We start from the raw sequence: 15,430 nt of genomic DNA, 5'->3' as shown, positions 1-15,430 counted from the left end.
CGACTCTAGCCGACGGTCAGAACGATCTTGCCGACATGCTCGCCCGCCTCCAGCCGGAGGTGGGCGAGTTTCGTTTCGGCCAGGGGGAAGGTCGCCTCGACCGGCGGACGGACCGCGCCGGACGCGACCCAGGGCCAGACGGTCTGCTCGACGGCGGCGGCCAGGCGGGCCTTTTCGTCGGCCGAACGACGACGCAGGGTCGATCCGGTCAGGGTCGCCTGTTTCATCATGATCCGCATCAGATCGACCTGGGCGAGCGCGCCGCTGAGGGTCGCGATCACGACCCAGCGTCCGCCTGGCTTCAAGGCGTTCAGATTGGCCTCCGCATAGGCCGCTCCGACCATGTCGAGGATGACGTCAGCGCCGCCCGCGTCCCGGATCGCGGACTCGAGATCGCCTTCCGAAGCGTCGAGACTGACGTCGGCCCCGAGAGCGAGCGCGGCCCCGGTCTTCGCCGCGCCCCGCGACGTGGCGATGACGCGGGCGCCGGCCGCCTTCGCCATCTGGATCGCGGTCACGCCGATACCCGATGTGGCGCCGTGAATCAGCAGGGTCTCCCCGGCCTTCAACCTGCCGGCCTCGAACACATTGGCGAAGACGGTGAAGACCGTTTCGGGCAGGGCGGCGGCCTGGACGAAGTCGAGACCGTCGGGGATCGGCAGGGCGTGGCGCGCATCGACGACGACATGGTCGGCATAACCTCCGCCTCCCAGAAGGGCGCAGACCCGGTCGCCGACCCGCCAGCGGGATACGCCGTGACCGACCTGATCGACCTCGCCGGCGACCTCCAGCCCCATGATGTCGGACGCGCCGGGCGGGGGAGGGTAGCCGCCGGCCCGCTGGAGCAGGTCGGGGCGATTGACCCCTGCGGCGCGCACCCGGATGCGGATTTCACCCTCTCCGGCCTCCGGATCGGGCCGTTCGGAGAGGCGCAACGCCTCTGCCGGGCCTGAGCCGCCGTCGATCTCTATGACCCGCATATCCGTCCAAGCCTTGCAATCGTCCGTGTCCGGGAGCGTAAATGGGCTTCTTCGGGGTTCTGGCCAAGGAGGCGACGATGACGTTTGAGGATCTGGAACCGCGTCCGCAACGCGGGGCGGCCATGGCGGCCCTCGGTCGCGAGGATCTCGACCTGTATTCGGTCGATGAACTGGGCGAGCGCATAGAGGCGCTGGAGGCCGAGATCGCGCGGGCGCGCGCGGCCATCGCCGGCAAGGCCGCCAAGAAGTCCGCCGCCGACGCCCTGTTCAACTTCGGGAACTGATGCGGTTCCGCAGAGACCCATTCCGTGGCATGCCGGTTGCAGGCGGACGGCCTGCGGCGCCGTTCCGGCCCGATGGACCAGCGGACGTTCCGGATCACTATGAGTATGGTTGAGTTGATGGGCGACGAGAATTCCGCGCCGAACACCGCGTCACGCGCCGGAGAGATCCGCGATTTTGCGCGCTCCGAACTGTTCGAGCGCACCTTCCAGGAAGGCATGGACCTGGTCGAGGAGACCGCAGCTTATCTGGACGGCGACGGCCGTCGGGAATCCAAGCTGCTGTCGCGTTCGGCCGCCCTGGCCTACGCCGCGGAAAGCATGAAGCTGACGACCCGCCTGATGCAGGTGGCGTCCTGGCTGCTGGTCCAGCGCGCGGTGCGCGAGGGCGACATGGCGCCTGAGGCCGCGTGCGAACCGCGCTATCGCCTAAACGAACGCAAGATCGACGGCGAACCGAGCCATGCCGAGATGCCGATCGCCCTGGTCGAATACCTGGTCCGGGCCGAGAAGCTGCACGACCGTGTGCTGTATCTGGACAAGCGGATGTATCTGGATGCGGCGCCAGAGCCGGATGCGAATCCTGTGCTGAGCCAGCTGGGCATGCTGGAAGCGGCGTTCAGGGCCTAACCTCCCTCTCCCGCCGGAAGAGGGAAGAGTTTCTACGGCCCGACGTCGTTGGCGACGGTGGCGCCGTCATCGACCACGACCGGCAGGCTGACGGCGATGCCGAGGGCTTCGGCCAGCTTCTGGTCGCGGCGGTAGACGTCCTCGCGGAAGGCCACGCGGCCCTGGCCGTCGACGAAGGCGGTCCAGTAGAGCAGGCGCACGGTGATCTCGCGGCCCGTCTGGATGCGGCGCGTGTCGCGGCTGACCTGGGCGTCGTCGAACTCACCCAATAGCACCGGATCGGGCGTCAGCAGGATGCGGGCGAACTCGACCGCGTTCTGGACGCGGACGCAGCCGTGCGAGCGCTGGCGCATCGACAGGTTGAAGGCGGCCTTCGACGGGGTGTCGTGCAGGAAGATGGCGTAGCTGTCGCGCAGTTCGAACTTCACATAGCCCAGAGCCGCGGTCGGCCCGGCGCGCTGGATGACCGTGCCGTTGGAGACATACATATTCTGGCTGGCCAGATAGCCGGGTCCGCGGGGCAGGATCTCGCGACGGGCGATGCCGGCGGGCACATACCAGGGTGGGTTGGCGACGACCGAAGCGAAGGGCTTTTCGAGGCTCGGCGTCTGGGTCGCCGGGGCGCCGCAGACGACGCGGTTGGAGTGAACCGGCCGGCCGTCCTTCCAGTAGACCATGATGGCGGCGGCGGTGTTGACCTCGATCCGCTCGGGATTCAGGTCGCGCTTCAGCCAGCGGCGACGTTCCAGGTTCAGGGCGATCTGACGGGCGCGGTCCTCGGCCGAGGCGCCCAGCGAGCTCTGGGTGCCGGCGCCGATGCGGCCGTCGGCGGCCAGACCGTGACGGGCCTGGAAGCCGCGCATCGCGGTCTGCAGTTCAGGGCCATAGACGAGGCCTTGTGCCGTCAGGCGCGCGCCGTCGGCGGCCGAGAGGTCGCCCTCGGCCACGAGACGGGCGATCATGGCGGGCACGCGATTGTCGCTGGCGCCCGGCTCGATCGTGCCCGCGCGGGCCGCGAAGCGTGGCCAGCCGCCCTCGCGGATGATTCGGCGATAGCGGACGTAGCCGGCCGACAGATTGGTGTAGCCGATGTCGGTCGGGGCCAGGCCCTCGTACCATTCGACGATCTTGTTCTGGACCAGGGCGTCGTTCAGCCCGACCGGCAGATCGACGCGGTTCTTCTGCATCTCCCACAGGTCCTCGACCGTCTCGGGACGGACGCGGCCCTCTGCGAGGACGCGGGCATAGGTGATGGCGGCGGCCGTGGTGCGGATGTCGGCGCTGTCGGGATCGGCGGCCAGACCCACGAAGTCGAAGAAGTCGGAACGCGACAGGCCATGACGCTCTGCGCGGGCCGAGGCCTGATTCAGGGCGCGCAGGCGGGCGGCGTTCCACACCGGACGCCAGCCGTTCAGCTCGTAGAAGGCGCGCACGTCAGGCTGGATCCCAGCGGGCAGGCGGTCCAGCTGCGCATTGAAGGCGGCATAGTAGGGGCTGGTCGGCGCGGCGACCGCGGCCTGGGGCGGGGCGCCCATCGGAGCCGTCTGGGCCGCAGCCGAGCCGGCGAAAGCCGAAACGGCTGCGCCGAGGGTGAGTTCGCGTCGGTTCATAGTCGCATTCGCCTTGGTTCGACGCCTGGTGGAGCCCCGTGTCCACGCCCGGGTATCGAACGGGGCCATGTTATCGACGTTCCGGACAAACAAAAAGCGCCGGTCGGGTGACCGGCGCTCTTCGTGTCGTCTTTGTCGCACCGCTGTGGCGCTGGAGACTACTTCTTGATGAAGCCGCCGAACTTGTTGTTGAAGCGCGAAACGCGACCGCCGCGGTCCAGCATCTGCTGGTTGCCACCGGTCCAGGCCGGGTGCGTCGAAGGATCGATATCCAGGTTCAGCGTGTCGCCCTCTTTGCCGTAGGTCGAACGCGTCTTGTACGTGTCGCCGTTCGTCAGGGTGACGGTGATGAAGTGGTAGTCGGGGTGGGTATCGGCCTTCATGGTCGTATTCCGGTCTCTGTACGCGGTGACGATGCCGACCGTCGGTGCGTGAAAAATGAGAAAACCCGCCGAGGTCCCGGCGGGAATGAGCGGCGGCGTTTACACCGCAGGGCGTTCCGGGGCAAGAGCCGCGCATGAGCAGCCCTTCGCCGAGCCCTGACGCCTATTCCAGCACGGAGGCGGTCGGACGGCCCGGCGCCGGCGCCGTCCTGGCCGAACAGATGGGTGAGGCGGGCGCCCGGCGCGAGAAACGCAAGGACGTCCGGCCCCTGCTACGGTTGTTGCCCTATCTGATGCAGCATCGGCTGGACGCCCTGATCGCCGGCTTCTGGCTGCTGGGCTCGACGGCGGCGTCGCTGGGGCTGACGGCGACGGCGCGGGGCGCGATCGACCACGGGTTCGAGAACGGCGGCGCCGACATCAATCGCTGGTTCCTGTTCCTTGGCCTGAACGCGGTGTTCCTGGGCGTCGCGACGGCGGTCCGGTATTTCTACGTCACCAAGACCGGCGAGCGGATGATCGCGGACCTCAGGAAGTCGTTGTTCGACCGGATCCTGACGCTGGATCCCGCCTTCTTCGCGAAGATGCGGACCGGTGAGGTACTGAGCCGACTGACGACCGATATTGCTCTGGTCGAGACCCTGCTGACGACCTCGGTGTCGTTCGCGCTGAGGAATTTCCTGACTCTGCTGGGCGGCGTCGCCCTGTTGTTCGTGGTCAGCCCCAAGCTGACGGGACTGGTCCTGCTGACCGCGCCTCTGCTGATGGCCCCGATCTTCCTGTTCGGACGGAGCGTGCGGAAGCTGACCGTGCGGTCGCAGGACCGGTTCGCCAACGCCGTCGGCTTTGCCGGCGAGAGCGTCGATGCCATCGAGACGGTGCAGGCCTTTGGGCGCGTCCAAAGCGCAGTCGAGCGGTTCGGCGCAGTGGTCGAGGAAGCGTTCGGCGTCTCCATCGTCCGGATGCGCGCGCGGGCCTGGATGACGGCCGTGGTCATCGTGGTGATCTTCGGCGGGGTGACACTGGTCCTGTGGCTGGGGGCGCAGGACGTGATCCGGGGGTCGATGACGCCCGGAGCCTTGCTGCAGTTCGTGCTGCTGTCGGTGTTCACAGCGGGCGCCGTCGGCGCGCTCGGCGAGAGCTGGGGCGATGTGCAGAAGGCGTCGGGCGCCATGCAGCGGATCGACGAGCTGATGAAGGCCGTGCCCTCGATCATGGCTCCGGACGCGCCTCTCGCCCTGCCGAGCCCGCCCGAGGGGCGCGTCGCCATGGCCGGAGTGCGGTTCGCCTATCCGGGACGGCCCGATCTGCCGGCGCTGAAAGGGTTCGACCTGACGGTGCGGCCGGGCGAGACCGTGGCGCTTGTCGGACCATCGGGAGCGGGCAAGTCGACCGTGTTCCGCCTTCTGCTGCGCTTCTACGACCCTCAGGAGGGTGCGGTCAGCGTGGACGGCGTCGACGTCAGGTCCGCCGATCCGGCCGAGGTGCGGGGACGCTTCGCCTGGGTGTCGCAAGAGGCGCCGCTGTTCTCGGGATCGGCGCTGGAGAACATCCGCTTCGGCCGCGAGGAGGCTTCGGAAGACGAGGCGCGCAAGGCTGCGGAAGAAGCGCAGGCGCTCACCTTCATCGACGCCCTGCCTGAGGGGTTCGCCACGCCTCTGGGCGAGCGCGGCAAGAGCCTGTCGGGCGGACAGCGTCAGCGACTGGCGATCGCGCGGGCGCTCGTGCGCGACGCGCCGATCCTGCTGCTGGACGAGGCGACCAGCGCGCTCGACGCCGAAAACGAGCGTCTGGTGCAAGCGGCCTTGGACCAGGCGATGGAAGGTCGCACGACGCTCGTCATCGCCCACCGGCTGGCGACCGTCCTGCGGGCCGACCGGATCGTGGTGATGGAGGACGGCGTTGCTGTCGAAGAGGGCACCCACCACGAACTGGTGGCCAAGGGCGGCCTCTATGCGCGTCTGGCCGAGCTGCAGTTCCGCGAGGGGTGAAACCGTTCGGGGGCGGGACAGTTTCGCCTGAATGCTGTTCTCCCTGATCCTCGCCGCCGTCCTGTCCCAGACCCAGCCCGGAGTCGCCGATCTGGCGCCCGCGTTCGGCAACACACTGCTGTCCACCTATCCCGATGGGCGCACCGCCCGGATGTGGCTGCAGGAGCATGGTCGCTATGAAGGTCGGGGGCGACGCGGCGGCGCCAGCAGCGGAGTCTGGAGCGTGCGGAACGGAGAGGTCTGTTTCGGCCAGCGCCGACCGATCTGGTCGCCGCGCTCCTTCTGCACGCCCATCGTGCGCGGCGGCGTCGGCACGAAATGGACGGCGAGGGCCGTGACCGGCGAGACGATCCAGGTGGAACTGGTCGCCGGCCGCTAGGGTCTGGCCGCGACCGCCACGCCCGGGAAGTCGCTGAACACGGCATCGACGCCCAGCTCGTAAAAGCGGCGGATCCAGCCGGGCAGGTCGTCACGATAGTCGGTCGGGACGAAGTTGCTCTCGGCGCGGAAGGTCCAGACGATGACCTTCAGGCCTGCCGCGTGGGCATCGGCGATGAGGGTGGTCGGCGTGGCCGCAGCTCCCGCCGGGGTGCGGGGGATGATCATGGCCGTCTCGACCGCCGCCCAGTCGGCATAGGTGGCCAGTTCGGCGAGCCCCTCGGGCGTGACCATCCGGGCGTAGGTAGTGTCAGGCAGGTCGGCGGGGCCGCCGGAGGATGACATGAGCTGGGCGAGAGGTGCCTCGACCAGATCGTCGAGGGTTCGCAGCGTGCCGACTTCGAAACACTGGACGACGATGGGGCTGTCGGCGGCCGTCAGGGCGTTCGCGCGCAGGACGGCCACGAACGGCTCGATCATCGGCAGCCCTGTTTGCTCAAAATAGGTCGGATGCTTGAGCTCGGGCGCCACGCCGATGACGTGGCCCGCACGGGTCGAACCTTCGCGGGCGATGTCGATGACCTCCTGAAAGGTCAGGATCGTCTCATCGGTCCAGGCCGTGTTGCCGGGACGCAGGGTCGAGAGGCGTTCGCGTGCGCGCAGGGAGCGCAGCTCGGCCAGGGTGAAGTCCTCGGTGAACCAGCCGGTGGTCGGGACGCCGTCGATGGTCTTCGTCGTGCGGCGGTTCGCGAACTCGGGATGGTCGGCGACGTTCGTCGTGCCGCCGATCTCGTTCTCGTGCCGGACGATCAGCTCGCCGTCGCTGGACATGACCAGGTCCGGCTCGATGACGTCGGCGCCTTGTTCGATGGCCAGTTCATAGGCCGCGCGGGTGTGCTCCGGCCGTTCGCCGGAGGCGCCGCGATGGGCGATGACGAGCGGATGAGGCATGTCTTGCGCGGCGACCGGGCTGACGAGGAGCAGGCCGGCGAGGATGAACCAGATCATGCCCCGGCGGTAGGGGAGGGGCGTGACGCCCCTGTGAACCTACGAGGCCTGCAGCACCTTGCGCAGCTGCGGGTGCAGTTCGGGGTTGGCGGCGAGGATGGTGACGCCCGTCTTCGGATCGCCATCGATGTCGATCGTCGTGACAAGGCCGCCGGCCTCGGTGACGAACAGGATGCCCGCCGCCACGTCCCAGGGCTTCAGGTTGCGCTCGAAGAAAGCGTCGTAGCGACCGCAGGCGACCCAGGCGAAATCCAGCGATGCGGCGCCCAGGCGGCGGATGCCGGCGGTCCGCTGGCCGATGGCGTGGATGTCCTTGATCGACTGGGCGTGGCCGGTCTTGCCGATGAAGGGCAGGCCGGTGGAGATCAGGCTTTCCGACAGGTCGCGGCGACCGGAGACGCGGATGCGCTGGTCGTTCAGGTAGCAGCCCTTGCCCTTCTCGGCCCAGAACAGCTCGTTGGCGATCGGGTTGTAGGTGACGCCGGCGACGATCTCCGAGCTGCCGTCCGGCGCATAGCGCTGCAGGCCCACGGTGATGGCGAAGTGGGGCATGGCGTGCATGAAGTTGGTCGTGCCGTCGATCGGATCGACCACCCAGGTGTGGGACTTGTCCGTCCCCTCGATCATGCCGCGCTCCTCGCCCAGGAAGCCGTAGCCGGGGCGGGCCTTCATCAGCAGTTCGTAGAGGGTGTCCTCGGCCTTGATGTCGGCGGCGGTGACGAAGTCGCCCGGGCCCTTGCGCGAGACCTGCAGCTGGGTGACCTCGCCGAAGTCGCGCAGCATCGGCCGGGCGGTCTTGCGGACCGCGTCGATCATTACGGAAACGAGGGCGGAGGACAGGGCCATGGGTGGAATCTCCTGGTCCGTGTGTCCTGCAAAGGCGAGAGCCCGGACAGACGGAGAAGGTTCAAGGGGTAGGGCTTAGGGCTTAGGGCTTGGAGGCGGGACTAAGCCCCAAGCCCTACTCACTACGACCTATTCAGCGCGGCGGACGTATTCGCCAGTGGTCGTGTCGACGATGATGCGCTCGCCGGCCGACATGTACGGTGGGATCATGATGCGTACGCCGTTGTCGGCGATGGCGGGCTTGTAGGACGAAGAGGCCGTCTGGCCCTTCACGGTGGGCTCGGTCTCGGCGACCGTGACTGTGACCTGGTCGGGCAGGCTCAGGCCGATCGGACGGTCTTCGTGCATCTCGATGACGACCTTCATGCCGTCCTGCAGATAGGGGATCGAATCCTCGCCGACCCAGGTCTTCTGCAGTTCGATCTGCTCGTAGGTGGCGTCGTCCATGAAGACCAGGGCGTCGCCCTGTTCGTACAGGTACGAGAAGTCCTTCTGCTCGAGCGTGACGCGCTCGACCTTGTCTTCCGAGCGGAAGCGTTCGTTCAGCTTGTTGCCGGTCTCGAGGTTCTTGGCCTCGACGTTGGCGAAGGCGCCGCCCTTGCCGGGCTTGACGTGGCTGGCCTTGGTCACGACCCACAGGCCGCCGTTGTGTTGCAGGACCATGCCCGGCTTGATGGTGTTGCCGTTGATTTTCGCCATGGGAATCACAGGGGGTTGGGGCGCTGCCAATACGGCGCGCGAAATCGGGCGCGATCCCTAGAGGAAGCGCGCGATCAGGGCAAGCTGGAGCGGCTAGTGGACAGTCGCGTCGCGCGGCGCGGTCTTGCGCTCCAGGAGGTTGGCCAGGCGGACCGAGCCGCCCGTCGGAGAGGCCAGCTTGCCGGCGCCGGGGTCCAGCTTGCGCGCCTCATGGGCGAAGGCGGCGGCGAGGCCGGCGGAGGTCATGGCGCCGGCGATCTGCAGGCCCCGGCTGGCGGGGCGCAGGGCGATCCACAGGGCGTTGATCGCCTGGGCGCCGGCCCACAGAACCATGGCGCTGGTGCGGGTGGGGTTGGACGGGGCGTTCCAGACCCGGACCGCCGACAACGTGGTGGCCGAAAAGACGGCGGGCAGGATCAGGCTGAAGGCGCCACGCGGCCGTTCCGTGATCGGAGCGGCCCCGCCGCGGAGTCTGGACGAGACAGACGCGTGCGGATGGATGGTGCGAGTGGCGATGGCCGTCGCCAGCAGGGCGAAACCGACGGTCGCGGCGATACCGATGGTGACATGAACCGCGCTGCGGTCCCCGGCATTGAGGAAGTCGGCGGCGGCCTCGCGCACGTCGTCGATGGTCTCGTCCAGATCTGTCATTCGCGGCTCCTCCAGGCAGAAGCGGAATGGTCAGCGGGCGGAGCGGTTCCGGCTCAGACCCCGTCGTTGTCGGCGCGGGCCAGATCGGCCGGGTCGTGGTCATAGTCCAGCAGGTCGCCGGGCCGGCAGTTCAGGGCGGCGCAGATGCGGGCCAGAGTCGAGAAGCGGATGCCCTTCACCTTGCCGGAACGGAACAGGGACAACTGGGTCTCGCTGAGACCGACCTCTGCGGCCAGCTCGCGCGCCTTGATGCCGCGCGCGACGATCAGCCGGTCGAGGGTGACGCGGACCGGCATCAGATCATCTCGTCCAGCTCGGACTGGATGCGGTCGGCCTGATCCACCACGCGGCCGAGCAGGAACAGGGCGCCGCCGATCATGCCCAAGGTCATCTCGGCGACGTTGAAATAGGCCCAACTCCCATGCCCACCCAGCAGTCGTGAGATGTTGGTGATGCCGAACACTGCGAGCAGGCCGCCGACACCCAATGCAATGCCGACGTGGCGCAGGGCCTTGGCAAGCGTCGGCTGGATCAGGCGGCCCTTGGCGAGTTGTCCCATAGCCGACCCGATCGACCAGACGGCGAAGAGGTAGAAGGCTTGCGGCGAGGCCCAGACGAGCCCCTGAAGCCAACGATCAACACGAGGAGGGTCGCCTCGCATCGACAGCACCACCGGCGCCACAAGCGCCATGAGCACGGCGATGCCGCCGACGCTCAACACCATGAACACAGCCAGCCAGCGGAACTGACCGCACGTTCGGCGAAAACGGGTGAGGTCCTGGGTGGTCATGGCGTCGCTGAATTCCTGTCTCATCTTTAATCTTGACTTAAAGATGAGGCCTCCGCAATTTTATATCTGACTTAAACGAGGCAGGGGCGTGCGGATGGCGGCGGGGATCGAGACCGAGGGGCTGACACGGCGGTTCGGCAAGCATCTGGCGGTCGACGCCGTGTCGATGATCGTGCCGGAACAGGCGGTCTACGGCTTCCTCGGCCGCAACGGAGCGGGCAAGACCACGACGCTGAAAATGCTGCTGGGCCTGCTCAAGCCGACCGCGGGATCGGCGCGAATCTGCGGCATCGATGTCGGCCGAAACCGGATCGGGGCGGCGCGAAAGGTGGGCGCCCTTCTGGAAGCGCACGGCTTCTACGGCAATCTGACGGGGCGGGAGAATCTGGACCTCACGCGGGTCCTGTTGGGCCTGCCGCCGACGGAGATCGAGCGGGTGCTGGAAGTCGTCGACATGACCGGGAACGGGGCCCGGCGGGTGTCGGACTATTCGCTGGGCATGCGTCAAAGGCTCGGTCTGGCGCGGGCCATGCTGGGCGCGCCGCCGGTGCTGATCCTCGACGAGCCGACCAACGGGCTGGACCCGGACGGGATCGCCGACATGCGGCGCTTCCTCAAGGGCCTGCCGGCAAGGACGGGCGCGACGGTCTTGTTGTCCAGCCACCTGCTGGGCGAGATCGAGCAGATCGCCACCCATGTCGGCATCGTCCACGAGGGCCGGCTGGTGCTGGAGGGGGAACTGGCGCGGATCAGGGCGACTCTGGCGCCGGAAATCTCCGTGCGCGTCGATGACCTGGCCCGCGCCTCGGCCGTGCTCAGGCGGTTCGATCCGGACCTCTCATCGTCGGACGACGGCCTGACGCTGCGATTGTCCCCCGAAGATGATCCCGACGTCGCGGTCGCGGCCATGAACAGGGCCCTGGTCGAGGCCGGGGTCGCCGTGTTCGCCATCGGCGCCCGCGCCCGTTCGCTCGAAGGCATCTACCGCGAGGCGTCCGCCCCGGCCGCCACTAACCCTGCAAGTATGCCGGAGACCGTCTGATGCTGGCCATGCTGTCCATAGAACTCCGCAAGCTGAACCGGTCGCTGGCCGCCGTGCTGGGCATCGCCGCGCCCTCGCTGATCGCCGTCTTCGCCTTCTTCATGGTGCTGCGCGGCTCCGAGCCCCAGCCGTGGCGGATGTGGATGGTCAGTTCCATCGGCATCTGGTCCTTCTTCATGCTGCCGATGAGCGTGACCGCCCTGACGGCCCTGGTCGCCCACATGGAACATGGCCCGAAGTCGTGGGACCATCTGCGCAGCCTTCCATTGCCGCGCTGGCGGCTCTATGCGGCCAAGGCAGTGATGGTTCTGGCTGTGGTCGGGATCATGAGCCTGCTGACACTGGTTTTGACCTGGGGCGCGGTGATGCTGGCGGTGGCGATCAGGCCGGACCTGACGCCCACCGCTCCGCTGGAGGTCGGGCTCTACGCCGCGACCATGGGCAAGGTCTTCCTCGCCTCTATCCTGATGGTCGCCATCCAGCTGTGGATCGCCCTGCGCTTCGCCAGCTTCGTGCCCGCCCTTGTGGTCGGGATCGGCGGGACCTTCTTCTCGGTCGTGGCGACGTCGGCGAAGCAGGGGGTGTTCTTCCCCTGGCAGATGCCGATCAACATGCTGGCGACCGAAGCCTGGCGCGTGCACACGGCTCTGGGGCTCGGCTGTGGTCTGGGATTGGTCGTTCTCGCCCTCGCGACAGCTCATCTGAGCCGTCGCGAGGTGCTGTAGATCAGTTGCCGGTGGCGGACTTGTCCGGGGCGATCTCGGTCATGGCCGACTGCAGGTAGTTCTGCTCGCCCAGCTGTTCGATCAGCTTGAACTGGGCCTCGAGGAAGTCGATGTGCTCCTCGGTGTCGGACAGAATCTCCATCAGGATCTGGCGGCTGACGAAGTCCGAGGCGGCCTCGGCCTGAGCCACGCCGGCGACCACGGTGTCGCGACCGCCCAGTTCCAGCTGCAGGTCGGCGCCGAGGCATTCGACCGCCGTCTCGCCGATCTTGAGCTTGTGCAGGTCCTGCAGGTTGGGCAGGCCATCCAGGAACAGGATGCGTTTGATCAACTTGTCGGCGTGTTTCATCTCGCCGATCGACTCGTCATAGATGATCTGTCCAAGGTGCTTCAGGCCCCAGCTTTCAAACATGCGGGCGTGCAGGAAGTACTGGTTGACCGCCGTCAGCTCGTTGGTCAGCACCGCGTTGAGAGTGCGGATGATCGCGGGATCGCCCTTCATGGCCATCTTGTCCTTCAAGCTTGTGCAAAGAGGCCCGCCGGGCCCTGTCGATGCGTGGCATAGCACGGGAAAATCGCGAGTGATTACTTGCGAGTGTTTATCACGACATTGATATTGCGAATGATTTTGGCCCGCAGGCCGGCGCGCCTACTCGGCGGCGAGGGCGAAGGCTTCGCGGCTTTCCGAGATCATCTGGCGCATTTCGCAGACGCATTTGGCGCACTGCGCTTCACATTGATTGCGCTGGAAAACTTCGCGCGGGCGGGTCGCGCCGGCCTCGATCGCGCGCGCCACGTCGCGTTGTCTCAGACCGTTACAGTTGCAAACGTACAAGGAAGGGCCGCCCCGGAGCGTCAGTTGCGATTGGTTCGCTATAGCAGGTCTTTGGGCGATTGCAACGCGTTCGCAATGGCGAATGGTTGACGCGAGCGCCCGGGCGTCGCACCTGCGGCCAATGTCCGCGCCCGCCTGCCAGCTCTATCTGATCACCCCGCCCGTCATCGACGACCTGGAAGCCTTCACCGGTCAGCTCGAGGCCGCTCTGGATGCCGGCCCGGTCGCGGCGCTGCAGATCCGACTCAAGCCGGCGACGGACGAGGCGATCACCGCAGCGGTTCGCAGGCTGGCGCCGGTCGCCCAAGGCCGGGGCGTGGCGGTCATACTGAACGACCGCCCGGACCTGGCCTCGGCCCTCGGCTGCGACGGGGTGCATGTGGGACAGAGCGACGCCTCGGTCGCCTCCGCGCGCAGGATCATGGGCAAGACCGCGATCATCGGCGCGACCTGTCACGACAGCCGCCATCTGGGCATGGAGGCGGCAGAGCAGGGGGCCGACTATGTCGCCTTCGGCGCCTTCTACCCGACCTCGACCAAGGAGACCGCGCACCGGCCGGACCCGGACGTCCTGACCATCTGGCAGGAGACGATGGAGATTCCCTCGGTGGCCATCGGCGGCATCACAATCGACAACGCCGCGCCCCTGGTCGCGGCGGGCGCCGATTTCCTGGCGGTGAGCGCGGGGGTGTGGTCTCACCCCCAAGGCCCCGCCGAGGCCGTGCGCCGCTTTTCAGCGATTCTGGCCGGCTGATCCTGCTTCAGGGGATATTAGGAAGCGGTGGTTAAGGGTCGGGTCTCGTTCCCCGCCCAGAGTCGCCTTCAATGCCTCATACCCGCGCGATAACCGCGACCGACGTGGAGGCGATAGAGTCTGCCGCCGCCGTCGTGCGTCCGGGGCGGACGTCCACCGCGGCCGCGCTGTTCGCCCAGCCGCTGGTCCCGATGCTCACGGTTATGGGCGTGACCTTGCTGGTCATCGTGGCGATCTCGACGGCCCGCACGGCCGACATGGTCGCGGCCCTGTGGGCGGCCAACGGCCTCGCCGTGGCGGTCTGGCTGAGAAGCGGCCGGGGCGTCGGTTATGACTTCGCCTTCGGCGGACTGATGGCCTTCGGGGTCCTCGCCGGCGAGTTTCTGGCCGGCAATGGCCCGCTCCTGTCGGTCGGGTTCACCGTCATCAACATGCTGGAGATCGGGCTGGCCGTGATCCTGGCCCGGCGCTTCGCCCCCACGCTGAACCTGGCCACCGTCGAGGGCGCGTGCCGGTTCATCCTGTGCACTTCGGTCGTCGCGCCCGTCGTCGCCGGACTGGGCGCCGGGGCCTTCCTCTTCCTGCTGCGCGGCGCGCCGTTCCTGCCGACCTTCCAGACCTGGTGGTTCGGGCATGCCCTGGGTCTGGCGGTGATCGGATCGTTCATTCTGGCCCTCGACGCGCGGGCCGTTCGGGCGATGTTCAATCCGTGGCGCGCGGCCGAGACGGTCCTGACGTTCGGCCTGCTGATCGCGGTCTGCGTGACGGTCTACTTCGTCGTGAACATGCCCCTGGGCTTCGTCATGGTGCCCCTGCTCATCGTCATCGCGGCCCGTCTGAGGGTCCTGGGCGCGACCGCCGCCCTGGTGGTCATTTCCGTGATGTCCCTGAGCTCGCTCATCATGGGCGCGGGACCGTGGCGTCTGGTGATCGGCGATCTGACCGAACGCGCCATGCTGCTGCAACTGACGATCCTGTTCGGATATCTGCCGATCCTGCTCGTCGCCTCCCTGCTGGAAGAGCGCGACCGACTGTCGGCGCGGGCCAAGGCGGGACAGCTTCGCGCCGAAAAGGCCTCGGCCGCCAAGTCGCGCCTTCTCGCCAACGTGGCCCATGAGATCAAGAGCCCCATCGGAGGGGTCATCGGCATCGGAGACCTGTGGTCGACCGGACAGCTCGGTCCCGTGACCGAGACCCAGGCGGAGATGGCCGCGATGCTGGTCAAAACAGCCCGTCAGGTCGAGGCGCTGTCGCACGATCTGCTCGACGTCGCCCGCGCCGAGTCCGGGGCGGTCAAGGTCGAGATGCGCCCGACCGACATCCCGGGCATCCTCGAAGACGTGCGCCGCGCCACCGCGATGCGGCCGGAAGCCCGGACGCTGTCGCTCAAGGTCATCTGCGAAGGTGACGGCCTGGTGGCCCTGGCCGACTCCCAGCGCCTGGCCCAGGTCGTCGACAATCTGGCGACCAACGCAGTGAAATACGGCGCCGCGGGCGGTGAAGTCCTGTTCAGGGCCCGCCGGGTCTATGACGGCGTCCGTATCGAGGTCATCGACAAGGGGCCCGGCCTGTCTCCCGAGAAACAGGCTCAGCTCTTCGAGCCCTTCAACCGGCTCGGGCTGGAGCGGTCGGCGATCGAGGGACACGGCATCGGTCTGGCCCTGGCCAAGCGGCTCGTCGAGCTGCAGGGCGGGTCCATCGGCGTGGAGTCCGTGGCGGGCGAGGGCGCGACCTTCTGGATCGAACTGCCGGCCGCCTGACCTCATTTATTCACTGTCGGATGAAATTCCGCGACGGACTGTCGCGCGACTCGGGTTGCGGTAGACA

At 67.6% G+C, this 15,430-nt stretch carries 19 protein-coding genes; 8 read left to right on the top strand and 11 right to left on the bottom strand.

Annotation, left to right across the window (positions count from 1 at the left end; genetic code table 11):
- Positions 1-5: 5 nt before the first annotated feature.
- Complete coding sequence (locus tag ACQY68_RS11045) at positions 6-980, bottom strand: NAD(P)H-quinone oxidoreductase (protein WP_428149479.1); 975 nt, start codon at positions 978-980, stop codon at positions 6-8.
- A 41-nt stretch (positions 981-1,021) separates the two neighbouring features.
- On the opposite strand from ACQY68_RS11045, the gene ACQY68_RS11040 reads away from it, so the two are divergent.
- Positions 1,022-1,264 (top strand): DUF1192 family protein, encoded by a 243-nt coding sequence (locus ACQY68_RS11040; RefSeq protein ID WP_428149478.1) that lies wholly within the window; start codon positions 1,022-1,024, stop codon positions 1,262-1,264.
- 117 nt (positions 1,265-1,381) lie between these two features.
- Positions 1,382-1,891, top strand: a complete 510-nt coding sequence (locus ACQY68_RS11035) for a DUF1465 family protein (protein WP_428152645.1) — start codon at positions 1,382-1,384, stop codon at positions 1,889-1,891.
- Between the two features lie 32 nt (positions 1,892-1,923).
- Here the strand turns inward: ACQY68_RS11035 and ACQY68_RS11030 are convergent, their stop codons facing one another.
- Positions 1,924-3,501 carry a L,D-transpeptidase family protein gene (locus ACQY68_RS11030; protein WP_428149477.1) on the bottom strand — a complete coding sequence of 526 codons (1,578 nt, stop codon included), beginning with the start codon at positions 3,499-3,501 and terminating at the stop codon, positions 1,924-1,926.
- A 158-nt stretch (positions 3,502-3,659) separates the two neighbouring features.
- The gene (rpmE, locus tag ACQY68_RS11025; RefSeq protein ID WP_303695506.1) at positions 3,660-3,884 is read right to left on the bottom strand and encodes a 50S ribosomal protein L31; all 225 of its coding nucleotides are present in this window, start codon (positions 3,882-3,884) and stop codon (positions 3,660-3,662) included.
- Positions 3,885-4,018: 134 nt separating this feature from the next.
- Between rpmE and ACQY68_RS11020 the strand changes: the two genes are divergently transcribed.
- Positions 4,019-5,875, top strand: coding sequence for an ABC transporter transmembrane domain-containing protein (locus ACQY68_RS11020; protein ID WP_428149476.1), 1,857 nt, complete (start codon positions 4,019-4,021; stop codon positions 5,873-5,875).
- Between the two features lie 31 nt (positions 5,876-5,906).
- A complete protein-coding gene (locus ACQY68_RS11015; RefSeq protein ID WP_428149475.1) occupies positions 5,907-6,254 on the top strand; it encodes a hypothetical protein in 348 nt (115 codons plus the stop codon).
- Here the strand turns inward: ACQY68_RS11015 and ACQY68_RS11010 are convergent.
- From ACQY68_RS11010 to ACQY68_RS10985, 6 genes are all read right to left on the bottom strand, one after another.
- Complete coding sequence (locus ACQY68_RS11010) at positions 6,251-7,261, bottom strand: glycerophosphodiester phosphodiesterase (protein WP_428149474.1); 1,011 nt, start codon at positions 7,259-7,261, stop codon at positions 6,251-6,253. The two genes, ACQY68_RS11015 and ACQY68_RS11010, sit on opposite strands and share 4 nt — an antisense overlap.
- 39 nt (positions 7,262-7,300) lie before the next feature.
- Positions 7,301-8,107 (bottom strand): inositol monophosphatase family protein, encoded by an 807-nt coding sequence (locus tag ACQY68_RS11005; RefSeq protein ID WP_428149473.1) that lies wholly within the window; start codon positions 8,105-8,107, stop codon positions 7,301-7,303.
- A gap of 129 nt (positions 8,108-8,236) precedes the next feature.
- The gene (gene efp / locus ACQY68_RS11000; RefSeq protein WP_428149472.1) at positions 8,237-8,806 is read right to left on the bottom strand and encodes an elongation factor P; all 570 of its coding nucleotides are present in this window, start codon (positions 8,804-8,806) and stop codon (positions 8,237-8,239) included.
- Positions 8,807-8,899: 93 nt separating this feature from the next.
- Positions 8,900-9,457, bottom strand: a complete 558-nt coding sequence (locus ACQY68_RS10995; protein WP_428149471.1) for a tryptophan-rich sensory protein — start codon at positions 9,455-9,457, stop codon at positions 8,900-8,902.
- A gap of 53 nt (positions 9,458-9,510) precedes the next feature.
- Positions 9,511-9,753 carry a helix-turn-helix domain-containing protein gene (locus tag ACQY68_RS10990; RefSeq protein WP_428149470.1) on the bottom strand — a complete coding sequence of 81 codons (243 nt, stop codon included), beginning with the start codon at positions 9,751-9,753 and terminating at the stop codon, positions 9,511-9,513.
- On the bottom strand, positions 9,753-10,271 hold the full coding sequence (locus ACQY68_RS10985; protein ID WP_428149469.1) for a DUF2975 domain-containing protein: 519 nt from the start codon (positions 10,269-10,271) through the stop codon (positions 9,753-9,755). Before ACQY68_RS10985 ends, ACQY68_RS10990 begins: the two co-directional genes overlap by 1 nt.
- Positions 10,272-10,341: 70 nt before the next feature.
- On the opposite strand from ACQY68_RS10985, the gene ACQY68_RS10980 reads away from it, so the two are divergent.
- Together ACQY68_RS10980 and ACQY68_RS10975 are read left to right on the top strand one after the other, a co-directional pair.
- Entirely contained in the window at positions 10,342-11,289 is a 948-nt protein-coding gene (locus tag ACQY68_RS10980; RefSeq protein WP_428149468.1) for an ABC transporter ATP-binding protein, read from the top strand.
- Positions 11,289-12,014, top strand: a complete 726-nt coding sequence (locus ACQY68_RS10975; protein WP_428149467.1) for an ABC transporter permease — start codon at positions 11,289-11,291, stop codon at positions 12,012-12,014. The genes ACQY68_RS10980 and ACQY68_RS10975 overlap by 1 nt, the downstream gene beginning before the upstream one ends.
- A gap of 1 nt (position 12,015) precedes the next feature.
- Here ACQY68_RS10975 and bfr read toward each other — a convergent pair whose 3' ends face one another.
- Complete coding sequence (gene bfr / locus ACQY68_RS10970) at positions 12,016-12,516, bottom strand: bacterioferritin (protein WP_428149466.1); 501 nt, start codon at positions 12,514-12,516, stop codon at positions 12,016-12,018.
- Positions 12,517-12,663: 147 nt separating this feature from the next.
- Complete coding sequence (locus ACQY68_RS10965; protein WP_428149465.1) at positions 12,664-12,849, bottom strand: (2Fe-2S)-binding protein; 186 nt, start codon at positions 12,847-12,849, stop codon at positions 12,664-12,666.
- Between the two features lie 121 nt (positions 12,850-12,970).
- On the opposite strand from ACQY68_RS10965, the gene thiE reads away from it, so the two are divergent.
- Both thiE and ACQY68_RS10955 read left to right on the top strand, forming a co-directional pair.
- Positions 12,971-13,603, top strand: coding sequence for a thiamine phosphate synthase (gene thiE, locus ACQY68_RS10960; protein WP_428149464.1), 633 nt, complete (start codon positions 12,971-12,973; stop codon positions 13,601-13,603).
- 71 nt (positions 13,604-13,674) lie between these two features.
- On the top strand, positions 13,675-15,363 hold the full coding sequence (locus ACQY68_RS10955; RefSeq protein ID WP_428149463.1) for an ATP-binding protein: 1,689 nt from the start codon (positions 13,675-13,677) through the stop codon (positions 15,361-15,363).
- Positions 15,364-15,430 lie beyond the last annotated feature (67 nt).

This window comes from Brevundimonas sp. (assembly GCF_965278935.1).
Lineage (GTDB): Bacteria > Pseudomonadota > Alphaproteobacteria > Caulobacterales > Caulobacteraceae > Brevundimonas.
The sequence above is the reverse complement of the archived record's forward strand: the minus strand, read 5'-3'. Positions and strand labels throughout refer to the sequence as shown.